Source organism: Bacteroidota bacterium (assembly GCA_016721765.1).
Lineage (GTDB): Bacteria > Bacteroidota > Bacteroidia > UBA4408 > UBA4408 > UBA4408.
In genome coordinates, this window is the sequence record JADKHO010000001.1 from 2,186,682 (window position 1) to 2,199,104 (window position 12,423).

General features: G+C 35.4%; 11 protein-coding genes and 1 pseudogene. 1 reads left to right on the top strand and 11 read right to left on the bottom strand.

What is annotated here, in order from left to right; translation table 11 throughout:
• Positions 1-99 precede the first annotated feature (99 nt).
• Positions 100-3,996 (top strand): SpoIIE family protein phosphatase, encoded by a 3,897-nt coding sequence (locus tag IPP32_08155; GenBank protein ID MBL0048050.1) that lies wholly within the window; start codon positions 100-102, stop codon positions 3,994-3,996.
• Between the two features lie 452 nt (positions 3,997-4,448).
• Here the strand turns inward: IPP32_08155 and IPP32_08160 are convergent, their stop codons facing one another.
• The 11 genes and pseudogenes from IPP32_08160 to IPP32_08210 all read right to left on the bottom strand — a co-directional run bounded on the left by IPP32_08160 (position 4,449) and on the right by IPP32_08210 (position 12,172).
• A complete protein-coding gene (locus tag IPP32_08160; protein ID MBL0048051.1) occupies positions 4,449-5,444 on the bottom strand; it encodes a T9SS type A sorting domain-containing protein in 996 nt (331 codons plus the stop codon).
• Between the two features lie 153 nt (positions 5,445-5,597).
• On the bottom strand, positions 5,598-5,951 hold the full coding sequence (locus IPP32_08165) for a hypothetical protein (GenBank protein ID MBL0048052.1): 354 nt from the start codon (positions 5,949-5,951) through the stop codon (positions 5,598-5,600).
• Positions 5,951-6,949 carry a hypothetical protein gene (locus IPP32_08170; protein ID MBL0048053.1) on the bottom strand — a complete coding sequence of 333 codons (999 nt, stop codon included), beginning with the start codon at positions 6,947-6,949 and terminating at the stop codon, positions 5,951-5,953. Before IPP32_08170 ends, IPP32_08165 begins: the two co-directional genes overlap by 1 nt.
• A gap of 403 nt (positions 6,950-7,352) precedes the next feature.
• Positions 7,353-8,012, bottom strand: a complete 660-nt coding sequence (locus IPP32_08175) for a hypothetical protein (protein MBL0048054.1) — start codon at positions 8,010-8,012, stop codon at positions 7,353-7,355.
• Between the two features lie 107 nt (positions 8,013-8,119).
• The gene (locus IPP32_08180) at positions 8,120-8,473 is read right to left on the bottom strand and encodes an adenylate/guanylate cyclase domain-containing protein (GenBank protein ID MBL0048055.1); all 354 of its coding nucleotides are present in this window, start codon (positions 8,471-8,473) and stop codon (positions 8,120-8,122) included.
• A gap of 11 nt (positions 8,474-8,484) precedes the next feature.
• Positions 8,485-9,252, bottom strand: a complete 768-nt coding sequence (locus IPP32_08185) for a hypothetical protein (protein ID MBL0048056.1) — start codon at positions 9,250-9,252, stop codon at positions 8,485-8,487.
• Positions 9,242-10,150 (bottom strand): tetratricopeptide repeat protein, encoded by a 909-nt coding sequence (locus IPP32_08190; GenBank protein MBL0048057.1) that lies wholly within the window; start codon positions 10,148-10,150, stop codon positions 9,242-9,244. The genes IPP32_08185 and IPP32_08190 overlap by 11 nt, the downstream gene beginning before the upstream one ends.
• 125 nt (positions 10,151-10,275) lie before the next feature.
• A pseudogene (locus tag IPP32_08195) lies at positions 10,276-10,898 on the bottom strand (methyltransferase domain-containing protein).
• Positions 10,899-11,123: 225 nt separating this feature from the next.
• The gene (locus tag IPP32_08200; protein MBL0048058.1) at positions 11,124-11,318 is read right to left on the bottom strand and encodes a nuclear transport factor 2 family protein; all 195 of its coding nucleotides are present in this window, start codon (positions 11,316-11,318) and stop codon (positions 11,124-11,126) included.
• Positions 11,315-11,605 carry a hypothetical protein gene (locus IPP32_08205; GenBank protein ID MBL0048059.1) on the bottom strand — a complete coding sequence of 97 codons (291 nt, stop codon included), beginning with the start codon at positions 11,603-11,605 and terminating at the stop codon, positions 11,315-11,317. Before IPP32_08205 ends, IPP32_08200 begins: the two co-directional genes overlap by 4 nt.
• Positions 11,606-11,653: 48 nt before the next feature.
• A complete protein-coding gene (locus tag IPP32_08210) occupies positions 11,654-12,172 on the bottom strand; it encodes a GNAT family N-acetyltransferase (GenBank protein ID MBL0048060.1) in 519 nt (172 codons plus the stop codon).
• Between the last annotated feature and the right edge of the window lie 251 nt (positions 12,173-12,423).

A 12,423-nucleotide genomic window follows, 5' to 3' on the forward strand; every position in this document is an offset into this window, starting at 1 on the left:
TTTCGATTTCCTTTTGGGTGTGATATTTTTTGATTTTGTCTTGACAATAATTCTAAATTCACTATTTTTATGGTATTGTGTTCATAAATCTAATTCATTATGTTTCGTTCCCAAATAAGCGCTATCCAAGCTATTTGTCTATTTTTCGTTTTTGTAGTTTCGTGTAAAGAACAAAATAAAACCCATCCAGTTTCTATTGCATCAAAAACTATTGAAGTTAAGGGATATATTGTCCCAAAAGATAGTGTAAGTGAGGCTAAAGTTATACCTGTTGGATCACCGGAAATTATTAAGGTTGGCAAGCCAAATGTGGTTCTTGCGCATTTAAATACGCACGTTGCCGGTGTCCCATCAACAGCAATACTAAATACAGATGCCTTAAGAAAAATTACCCCGGGTGTTGATACCTTTTTGTTACCCAAAATAATTCGTGCTAAAGGCAAAGTATTACCTGCAGGTAAACCGGAAATTGTGCTTGCTAAAGATGCAGACACCAAAGACAATAACCCGGCAAGTTTTTCTTATTATAAAACCTTACAAGGGCTTAAGCATAACAATGTTCGCTGTTTGCTTAAGGATAAAGCGGGTAACCTATGGTTCGGCACAAGAGGCGGTGGAGTGGGATGTTATGACGGGAAATTTTTTACAAATTTTACTGAGAAAGAAGGTCTGAGCAACGATATGGTGATGTGCATTTTTGAAGATAAAAGTGGTAAGCTTTGGTTCGGTACCAATGGCGGTGGTGTGTGTTGCTACAATGGTAAAACCTTTACCACTTATACTGAAAAGGAAGGCCTATCTAATAATTATGTTTGGAGTATTTCAGATGACAAAGATGGAAATCTTTGGATTGGAACTAAAGAAAAGGGAGTATGCCGCTTTGATGGAAATTCTTTTACGAATTTTACTGTGAATGAAGGCTTGTCCAATAATTTTGTCACCTGTATTTTTAATGATAAAACCGGAGCGCTTTGGTTTGGAACATATGGCGGTGGTTTGAATCGTTACGATGGAAAATCATTTACAAATATTACTGTAAATGAGGGCTTAAACGATAATTTAGTTTGGAGTATTCTTGAAGATAAAATCGGAAACCTATGGTTCGGCACAAGCAACGGTGTTTGTCGATATGATGGAAACAGGGTGGAGGCAATTCAACGCGGTGAAAAAATACCTCAGAAATACCAAAAGGATCTTCAAACACTCCATGGTAAATTGGTAAAAACTTTAACTCGTTATACCGAAAAGGAAGGGTTATCGCACAAAGAAGTACCCTCAATCATACAAGATAAAGTTGGAAACCTTTGGTTTGGCACCTATGGAGGAGGCCTGTGTCGATTTGATGGAAACCGTGTAGATGCAGTTGAACGTGGAGACAATATTCCATTAGATCAACAATTTGATCTTCAAAAAATAAATGGAAAGTTGGTAAAAACCTTCGTTCATTATACCGAGAATGAAGGATTGTCAGATAATATTATTTGGAGTTTGCTGGAGGATAAAAGTGGAAACCTCTGGGTTGGGACTTATAACGGAGGGCTCAATCGATATGATGGAAAGATCTTTACCAATTATTCAGAAATAGATGGCTTAACCAACAATTTCGTTACCTGTATTATAGAAGATAAAAGTAAAAATTTGTGGTTCGCAACGAATAATGGACTCTGTCATTATGATGGAAAAACCTTTACCAATTTCACAGAGAAAGAAGGCTTGCCAAAAAAATTTATTTTTTCATTGTTAGAAGATAGAAATGGCAATATCTGGATTGGATTTAATGGTGGTGGTGTATGCCGTTATGATGGTAAATCGTTTGCTGTTTTTACAACTAATGAAGGCTTAACTAATAATTTTATCAATACTATTTTCGAAGATAGGGAAGGAAACATTTGGTTTGGTTCGGATTACGGAGTTTGCAGATATGACGGAAATCGAGTTGAAGCTATTGAACGAGGAGAAAATATTCCAATAGCAGCGCAACACAATCTAATAAAACAAAATGGAAAATGGATTAAAACCTTTACTAACTATACAGTAAAGGAAGGTCTATCCAGTAATCTAATTTTGGATATTTTAGAAGATAAGCAAGGAAACATTTGGTTTTCAACGGAAGGAGGTGGTATTTGTAGCTATGATGGAAAAACCTTTACCCATTATACTGAGAAAGAAGGATTAGCTAATAATTCGATTTCAAGCATGTGCCAAGATAAAAGTGGTCACCTTTGGTTAGGCACATCTGAAGGATGTATGTTTTACGACGGTAAATATTTAACTATTTTAACTGAGAAGGAAGGGCTCGTGAATAATGCTGTACAAGGCATTATTCAGGATGTTGATGGAAATATGTGGTTTGGTACAAGGAAAGGATTAAGTAAAATGGGCGCAGCTCAATTGAATAAGTTGAGCCAAAAAAGCAATCCCTCCGTCGCTTCAAATGTGTCATTGTTTTATAACTATGGATATAATGATGGATTCTTTGGATTGAACTGCCGCCGTAATTCAGTTTTTCAAGATAGTAAAGGTAGAATTTGGTGGGGTGCAGATGTACTTACTTGTTATGAACCCAAAGAAGATCATTTAGATACTATTGCTCCCTTAGTGAATATAACAAGTGTAAAATTATTTGGTGAAGAAATTGAATGGTCAAAATTAAACTCTGTTAGTGTTGATAGCCTAGGAAAGGAAATAGTTAATGGAACTATGCGAGATACAATTTTATCAAATGGAATACAGTTAAAGGAAATAAAATTTGATGGGCTATCACAATGGTACAATTTGCCTGAGCATTTGAGTCTACCCTATAAAAACAACAATCTTAGCTTTTCTTTTATAGGTGTACATATGCAAAGCCGAAATCACATTCTGTACCAATATAAATTAGAAGGCTTAGATTCGGAATGGAGTGCCATCACAGATAAAACAGAAGCAACTTGCAGCAACTTACCCAATGGTAATTTCATTTTTAAAGTTAGAGCCTTGAACCAAAGTGGTGTTTGGAGCCGGCCATTTGAATTTAAATTTGTTGTTCGCCCTCCATGGTGGCTTACCTGGTGGTTTCGTTCATTTATGGTAATCGTTTTGATTATGGCATCTTATGGATTTTTTCAATGGAGAACAGCACTTTTAAGAAAGGAAAATGAAAATCTCGAAAGAACTGTCGAAGAGCGAACAGCTGTTGTTATTGAACAAAAACAAGTTATCGAAGAAAAGCATAAAGAAATAACGGATAGTATAAATTATGCAGAACGAATTCAAAGAGCTTTGCTCGCAAATAAAGCTCTTTTGGATGAAAATTTAAAGGAGTATTTTATTTTCTTTAATCCAAAGGACATTGTGAGTGGAGATTTTTATTGGGCAACAAAATTGAACGATAATAATTTTCTTCTTGTTACTGCAGACAGCACCGGACATGGTGTTCCAGGCGCTATTATGAGTATTTTAAATATTGCAAGTTTAAGAGAAGCATCTTCAAAAGGAATAGCACGACCCGATTTATTGTTGAATGAAACTAGGAAATTGATTATTGAGAATTTAAGATACGATGGAAGCGAGGAAGGCGGAAAGGATGGAATGGATGGAAGTATACTTAGTTTTGATTTTAAGAACAATATTTTGGAATGTGCTTGTGCTTATAATTCAGTTTGGTTAGTTCGTAATAGTGGGATGGAAGGCGATGTGAGCGAGTACAAATTAATAGAAATTAAGGCTGACAGAATGCCGATTGGAAAGCATAGTAACGATATGAACGCATTTACTAGACATACCGTAAAATTGCAAAAGGGGGATGTAATATATGCGCTTACGGATGGATTTCCTGATCAATTTGGTGGAGCCCGCGGTAAAAAGTTTAAAAATAAGCAACTGCAAGAGTTATTATTATCAATTAATTACGAGCCGATGGAAGTGCAAAGAAACATCTTGAATGATGTTTTTGATAATTGGAAAGGAAATTTAAAACAGGTGGATGATGTTTGTATAATTGGTGTAAGAGTTTAAAGAAATGCAAAGAAAGCCAATTGACTTTTAGCTTCAAATATACTATTCACATTCGTTGCAAATTAACGCAAATACTACACTGAAAACCAATAATATTGCGAACTTTCACGATTAACTCGTTGCCCAAACGGTATATAAAGTATTGCATCCAACACACTGAGTGCCTTATTTTTTTAGTTCATTAAAATTTGCATCCTATTTTCGAACGCGCTGGCAGTATGTAATTCATCAGTTTATTATAAATCACTTGTTCAATGATTCATGCTTATTTTTTGATTTGAATAAAATACCAATTACTTCGTTTCACCTTTGTAACCGCGCACAAACACAGTACTAAATTAAAGTCAAAAAGTAAACTCTCGATTAAGGATCAAATCATAAACTAAAAAGGGAAGACACGATTTAACTCGATACTTCCCTTTTGCGGTTTTAATTGGGGTTAGAGCGTTATCTTAATTTTTTACAAATTTTGAACTTAAAACTTGATTGTTTTGCATCACGGATATGAAATAGATTCCGGATGCCAATGCGCTTAAATCAAGTTCGGTTTGATTTTTAACATAAGCAACTTGTTCTCCGAGTTTATTAATTATTCTCACCTCAAATGGAGACGTTTGAGTTAAGTTAAGTTTTATACGGTTTGCAGCAGGGTTAGGGGAGATGTTAAGTTGTGATTTTGATTCATTTGCTTGAATTGCTGTAGTGTTGGTTACAAAATTAAATCCAACATTGTCAACTATAAGTCTTGTTCCAAAAGTTGGTTGTCGCAATCCGGGAGTGGCGGTGTAAAAATTGTGAATGCTTAAACTGTAAAATGCCGCATCACCGGCAAGGTAGTAATTAATTGGCGCCGCAGCCTGTGTATAGGTACTAGCTGAATCAGAAATGATTAAAATTCCACCGGCCAATTGATTGCCTAGACTGTCCCACAGTGCAATTTGTGCATAGGCTGAATCTCCATACACCGGAAAAAACTTATAGGTAAAGCCAAAATTAATTGGCGCAAATGGTGTAAATGGAGTGGAGTGGGTGGGAATCAAATTAAGCAAACCCCAAGAACTGAACACTGAATCTTCATCGCACGCTACAGCTCCCGCAATACCTGTATTGGTGGTATAATTGAATGCATTAGCAAGTTGAAGTGCATGCGTGCCACCAAATGCGTCATTTACCGGTGCATAAAAAGGATTGTCGTACACAATTGAGTCGTTGTGGCTCACTCCATTTGAATCAATGAAGACGGAAAATATATACACATTACCCCAATTGCAAAGGCTTCCATCCGGATTTATTTTCTCAAAACTACTGTTGGGAATTTGAGCTAAACTTTCAAATGAATGAACTATAAAAGTGATACAAATTAGGATGCCAAAAGTCTTCATTTTTATTATTCCGGTTTTGATTGCGTTTTTCATTTGCGTGCTGTTTTGGTAAATTCTTGCTTTCATAAGGTTCTATTTTTGGTTAGTATTTTCCTTCAACTTTCAATTTAGTTGAACAGGATAAAACTACAGTGGCCTTTTACTTTTTCATAATTTTAGAGGTATACAGGAGGTAGACAAGTTTGATTTTTAATGTATGCAAGAGGTAAACAAAAGTATTTATTTTAGATTTAGTATAAAATCAGTAAGATTATCTTCGGTATTTAATTGCAATTTTTTACGTAAACGATAGCGTGCTGTTTTCACGCTATCGGGCGAAATATTTAAAATGCCTGCCATTTCTTTTGTGGAGAGATTGAGTTTTATGAGCGCACAAATGCGTAAATCATTCGGGCTAATATCCGGATAGGATTGTTTGAGTCGTGCATAAAAGTTTTTGTTAATGCTTTCAAAGTGAGAATTAAAATCGGTCCATTCCTTATCGTGATTTAATCCTTTGTTTATAAGCTTTGTGAGGGAATTATCTTTTTGAAGTTTCTCATCTGATTCCACTTTTTCTTGAAGTTCATGCATCAATTCGTTTTTTGAAGCATTTGTAAAGTCATGGCGCTCAATTGACTTTCCTTAAATTCAAGCTCATTTTGCAATTGCTGTTCCTTTAATTTTTTTTGCTCTTCCTGTGCGATGAATAGCGAAGCATTTGCGGCTAAGAGTTGTTTGTCGCGCGCATTTATTTTTCTTAAAAACAAAATTATTCCGGCTGCAATTAGCAACAAGGAAGCGATTCCAAGGTACAAGAGGTAATTGGTGAGTTTTGCAATGTCTTTTTCCTTTTGTAATAAGCTTAGTAAGCGATCCTTTTCGGCAACATCGAATTGCACTTCCAGGCTTTTGGTAACCTTATCTTTTTCCCAATTGGCGAGCGAATCTTTTAAAATGCGTATTTCTTCATCCAGTTGAAGTGCTTCAGCAAAACGACTTTGTTGCTTTTTTAATTGAAGAAGTGCATTCAAGGCATTCAAATAAAATGATTTATCTGATAAGTTACTTGCGATTTCTTTCGCTTGCTGATAATTTGCCTCCGCTTTAACATCATTTTTTTCGAAATGAGAATGCCATTTCCCCAATCCAATCCATGCCGATACTTGTGCTTGGCGATTCCCTGTGCTATCTGCAATAGCGAGTGATTTGGAAAATAAAGCTAAACTCAAATCCTTGTTTTCGTGTCGCAATTCAATTTCTGCCACACTTAGATAAGAGCCGGGTAAGTACATCCAATTGTGGGTTAGTATTCTTTCATTTAGCGCAAGTCGGTGAAAATATTCGGCCGAATCATGCTGGTTTAGTCGGGTATAAGCAATTCCAAGACTATTGTAAATTAAGCCTAAGTAAGAACTGGTATCGTTTTTATCCGGAAATCCTTTTTGAGCTTCTTTGCTTAATGAAATGGATTCGCGGTATTTTCCTTGTCGGCTTTTAATAGTGCTGATGAGTTGAAGGCATTTGGAACGCCCGGTGAGTGCCTGTTGCGGATTGCTTTGTTCGAGTTTTTTTAAATTCAGCCATAGCATTCAAACAAAACTTAAGACCATGGCTGTAACTTGCACCAAAGCTGCAAATACCCATGTTTAGCAGCGCTGTTGCAGCGTTTAGTGTATTGCTTTCGGCTAAAGCCGATTGATAGGCTGATTCGAAATTTCGCAGTGCCGTAGTATCGTTGTCTTTTAATAAATTGGCCCAACCCTTTTGAATATGTATGTCAGATTCAGCAGTAAGTGCTTGAAAGCATTGTACAATAAGAAACAGGAATGGGATTATTTTTTCACTTCAAAATTTAGCGCAACAATTCAACACTTCTCTTTAAAAGGAGCACATCACAAATGTGAAGATATTTTTGTGGATTTTATTAAAAATGGGAACATATTGATAAATGTATACCATTTGTCTACCTACTTTTAACAACAAAACTCTTTTTTAAAGCTTGCGGTAATAAAACGAATTGCTTTTTAAATCTTGAAATGCGATAACACCGTGTGATTTGTTGCTATACATTTTATATACAAAATTTACATTTAATCCCGGGTCAACATATGGGTTGTTTGCCGTGTCAACTGTATGTTCAACTACCTTAGAATAGGTTTGACCACCAACTGAATAGCTGGGCAAAAGAATGTCGTTTCCTGAAAGTTCGATATCCGGATTTAGATGGTAAGTGCTGGTTCCATCCAAAACATGGTATGAAATAGTAAAGCCATTTGTTTCATCGCCATATATATCCACATAAAGATCATTAAATAAAAGTATGGTTTTTCCGGCTGAATTTGTTTTTCGATATGAAGTATCATTCGTATGAGCCGAAGCGCCTGCTCGCGGGTAATTATAACACTCACAAGGCGTGGGAAAAGATGTTCTACATGTTCGTTGTTCGAATGCTGTTGCGTACTTCGCTTTTCCTATAAAAATTATTTGCTGCCCAATTGAATCTGTAAATCGAATTGTGTCTCCTTCATCGTATGGAAGCCAATCCAAATGTGATTCCGGGAAACCGGGACAATCAATTACTTTCTTACGTTTACAAGCAACAAACGGTAGTAATAAAATTAGTGCAAATATTATTTTATTATTCAATTTCATGAATCAAAGCATTCTTGAGGAGTACATTAAAGTACCTTCTTAATGCTAAATTATAAATTCTCATGAAACGAAAGAAGCGTTTTGATGTCCTTCCACGAAATACATATCTATTTCGCCTTTATTTTTGCCTCAATTTTTCCACGGTAAGTGCATATAAATTGATCTTTAATAAGTGCATAAGTACTTCCACTGATATTTACTTTGCCGGGTTCGCCGCTGCTCTCCATGCGTGAAGCAGTATTTACGGCATCACCCCAAATATCGTAGGCAAATTTTTTGATGCCTACAATTCCTGCTACTACCGGTCCGGTATGCACGCCAATACGAATTTCGAAAAAGAGTTCACCTTGCGCTTCGCGTTTTATTTTTTCAGCAAGCATAAAATCACGAATGGCTAGTGCCGCGCAAATAGTATCTACAGCATTCGTTGAATTAGCCACAGGCAATCCGCCTGCGCACATATAGGCATCGCCTATCGTTTTAATTTTTCGACACCAAAGCGCTGCACAATTTTATCGAATTCGCTGTAACAAAAATTAATTTCATTAACCAGTTCTTGAGCTGATTTTTGCTCACTTACCTTGGTGAAATTTTTAAAATCGGTAAATAGGATGGTGACTTGATCAAAATCTTTTGCTTTTGCTGCACCTGTCGATTTTAACTCTTCGGCTGTTTCTTGGGGTAAAATGTTGAGTAATAATTCATCGCTTCTTTGTTTTTCTTTGAAGATGCGGTTACGCTGCCTAAATACAACTCCGGCAAATAGCAGCACAATTGCAAAGCCTGCCACAAATCCATTACGCATGAGTTTTTGTTTCGCTATTTCGGCTTTAGATATGGCATCTTTCTTTTCTTGTTCACTTTTTAAAACGGCTTCCTTTTTTTCGTATTCATACTTAAACTGTGTTTGTAAGGCAGCTTTTCTACTTTTATCATTTTCAACACTGTCGCGCATTTGAATATACAGGTCGCTCATTTCAAGCGCATCCTTGTATTGCTTTTTTTGTCGAAATAATGCATCTAAATTGTAGGCTGCATTTCTGATATTTTCAGGATAACCCAGTTCACGGGCTAGTAACAATGACTTTTTTAAATACACTTCACCTGCAGCATTCCCTTCGGCAATTAGAGTAGTGCCATATAAATCGCTAACAACGGTAAGACCTAATTTATCACCCATTTCTTCAAAATTTTGTAAACTCTTTAGGTAATGGTTTTTAGCATCCTCCTTACGATTCAATTTTATGTAAACATTTCCTATGTTTTTTTAGTGTATAGGCAATGCCTTGTTTGTCGTCAATTTTAGTTCTTACTTGAAGGGCTTTTTGATAAAATCCTAGGGCAGCATCTAAATTATTTTGTTCCTCATACAATCCTCCCAAAGCATTTAAGGAGTATCCTTCACCATAATAATTTTGTTGATTTTTATAGATGCGAAAGGCTTTATGAATGTATGCGGAAGCTTCGGAATATTGCTTTTGCTGTTTGTATAAGTTTCCAAGATTATTTAAAGTGGTTGCAATTCCATCGCTATCATTTATCTTTTCGAAAATTTTTAAGGCTTTACTAAAGTAGTCGAGCGCCAGCGGTATTTTTCCTTGCGACTGGTAAATAAATGCGAGATTATTGTATGATGAACCCTGCCCCTCTATATCGTTAATAGCGAATTTTATTTCTAAACTTTTATAATGATAGCGAATTGCTTCCGGTATGTTTCCCAAGTCTTTGTATATAGCAGCCATATTATTTAAACATGCTCCAATAGCTTTTTTTTTACCTGATTTAGTCGCAATAGCCAAAGAAATTTGGTAATACTCAAGTGCTTTTTTTAGTTCTCCTTGTTGTTCATATAAATAGGCCAACCAGCCCAAAGCAACTGTTTGTCCGTTTGTATAGTAAAGACTATCTGCGAGTGTCTTAGCTTTTAGGCAGTAGCCTATAGAAATATTTGGAGCACTCATATAATATTCTTCTGCAAGCTCTATGTATAGAGCAACCCGCAAAGTATCCGCTTTTCCAATCACCAGCTGATTTACTAATGAATCAATTTTTGTGTTGTTTTGAGCCAAACAAATAGTCAAGCTAAAGCAACATAAGAAGAGAAGTAGTTGGCGAATGAAATGGGGTGATTCTTTCATAAGCAGTGGGGTGTTTTAATGTCGAAATTTGCAAAAAAAAATTATAACGGTTAATTTACTTTCGGGAAACTTGCCAAATATATCGGCAATCAAAATAATATTACAAATGAGTAAATGGGATAGGATTATCTTTTTTTAAAAAGCAAGGTTAATATTCTTGGTAGGTCATTCTCAGCATCATAAAATTCATTTAAATCAAGCAGCCGGAAATTATTTTTTTTCGCAGTTTGAATGAAAGCTGAAATAGAATGGGTGTAACAATCAGGATAATGCATTTCCCCAGAACTTTCAAATCGGGCTTTTGATCCTGCATATTGTTTATAAGGGTGTAATTCTCCAATGTAAAGTAGTCCATCCGCTTTTATTGCTTTAGCGCATTCTGAAAAAATATGATCTAAATTTTCTATGTGTTCGAGCACTAAACTAAAAGTAGCTAAATCAAATTTTTCCACACCAAAGTTCCATGCTTGTGTTAAATCGGCCTTGATAAATTGTATGGAGCTTGCCTTAGTTTTTTAGCACGTGCAAATGCAAGCATTTCTTCCGAAAAATCAACTGCAAGGTGTTCCTTTGATTTTGCACTTAGCCAACTTGTGTTTTTGCCTGTTCCACATCCTAGTTCTATACTAGAAGTAAAGTCATAGTCTTTTAAAATAATTCGCAACGCTAAGGCTTCAAGATCTCGCGTTTTATTTTCATTGTTATCATATTGTACTGCCCATTTATTGTATGCTTCCTCTGTGTTCATGGCTATTTAATTTTGGTTGGATTGGGTATAAACTAATCTAAAAAATAAATCATCTATATTCATGGTAATGCCAATCTACATAATCTTGATGGTATTTAGCTCCTTTAAGAATAAACCGTTTACAGTTTTTTCACTTTTGTTCTTTCCAATAAACTCGCCTCTTTGCAAATAGCCAATTTATTTTATGGTTTTGAATAAAAAAAGCAACAGCTGTAATGGATTTAATTAATGATCAAAACTGATTACGCGTGAAATTTTCCAACCATCGTTTTGTTTTTGCCATATCATCACAAACTTAAAAACACCAAGTTCTTCTTTTCCATTTTCCATGTGCCTAAATTCATGTGTGCCAATTTCGATTGCGCCAAAATCTTTTATAGGATGAACTTCCAAACTTCCATTAACTAATTTGCGGCTCAATTTATTTTCTTTTTAAAGTTATCCGAAAAATTTTCAAAAACTTTTGGATAGGGTATCAAACCTTCATTGTCTTGATACCATTCTAAATCCTCTGAAAAGAGTGCTTTAAATGGATTTAAGTTTTGTGTGTTGAAATAATGAAACAAGAGGCTATCCATTTGCGCTATTTCGGTATAAAGCGCTAGCGGAGTAGGAGCAACTTTTTTAGTTTGTGCTGTAGATTGCAAGAAGCCAAATTGCAAGGATAGAAGGAGCAAATAACTTAGTAATCGATTTGATTTTTTCATGGTATACTATTTTGTTTATTACTGTTTTTAATTGAGGTAGTATGCGATTCAAAAAATTTTGTGCATCACCTTATTGTCATACCTATTTACTTCCATTTGAAAGGGTGCATTCCCAATCCATTTATAGTGCTGACGTTCATAAAATTTAATTGCCCTGCTATTGGATTCCAGCACCCAGAGCCACATCTCATTTTTTCCTTTAGATTTTAAAAGATGTTCGGCACGCTGCAACAAGGCGTGTCCAATACCTTTACCACAAAACCATTCGAGAATATATAGCTTGTTTAATTCAGGGGCTACAATATTATTTATGGGACATTTTTTATCATACTCCAATTCTAATACACCTACTAAGTTGTTTTTATAAGCAGCTACCAACAGGGTGTCTGGCTGATTTTGAATGGTTTTTTCAATTTTTTCGACTGCAAATTGTTTGACAATAAAATTCGCAAACTCGTCCGAAACCCCTTCCTTTCCGTAGGTTTGAATATATACCTGTTTATAGAGAATCGAGAGTTTTATAGCATCTTCAGGAATTGCGTTTCTGTAAAGTATCTGTTCATTCATATTCTTTACTTTATAAAATAAGATTGCGAATTAAGTTCAAAGATTAGTATATCCAAATTCATTTATCGAAATGCTTTTGTGTTTAATTATTTTTTAAAAGGTAATAAATATTGATTTCCAATACGTAAAAATTTATCAACAGCAGACTAACTATTTCCTCGGACTTGCTTTTGAATTTTGGCAGAAATAGGAAGGTACTTCAAAATTCATTTATTGTATTAAAGGTGCGCGGTGAAAGGGATTTATGTGTA

Coding starts and splice junctions, on each gene's coding strand:
- IPP32_08155 (MBL0048050.1), top strand. CDS start 100: ATGTTTCGTTCCCAAATAAGCGCTATCCAAGCTATTTGTCTATTTTTC.
- IPP32_08160 (MBL0048051.1), bottom strand. CDS start 5,444: ATGAAAGCAAGAATTTACCAAAACAGCACGCAAATGAAAAACGCAATC.
- IPP32_08165 (MBL0048052.1), bottom strand. CDS start 5,951: ATGCATGAACTTCAAGAAAAAGTGGAATCAGATGAGAAACTTCAAAAA.
- IPP32_08170 (MBL0048053.1), bottom strand. CDS start 6,949: ATGCTATGGCTGAATTTAAAAAAACTCGAACAAAGCAATCCGCAACAG.
- IPP32_08175 (MBL0048054.1), bottom strand. CDS start 8,012: ATGAAATTGAATAATAAAATAATATTTGCACTAATTTTATTACTACCG.
- IPP32_08180 (MBL0048055.1), bottom strand. CDS start 8,473: ATGTGCGCAGGCGGATTGCCTGTGGCTAATTCAACGAATGCTGTAGAT.
- IPP32_08190 (MBL0048057.1), bottom strand. CDS start 10,150: ATGAAAGAATCACCCCATTTCATTCGCCAACTACTTCTCTTCTTATGT.
- IPP32_08205 (MBL0048059.1), bottom strand. CDS start 11,605: ATGAAAAAATCAAATCGATTACTAAGTTATTTGCTCCTTCTATCCTTG.
- IPP32_08210 (MBL0048060.1), bottom strand. CDS start 12,172: ATGAATGAACAGATACTTTACAGAAACGCAATTCCTGAAGATGCTATA.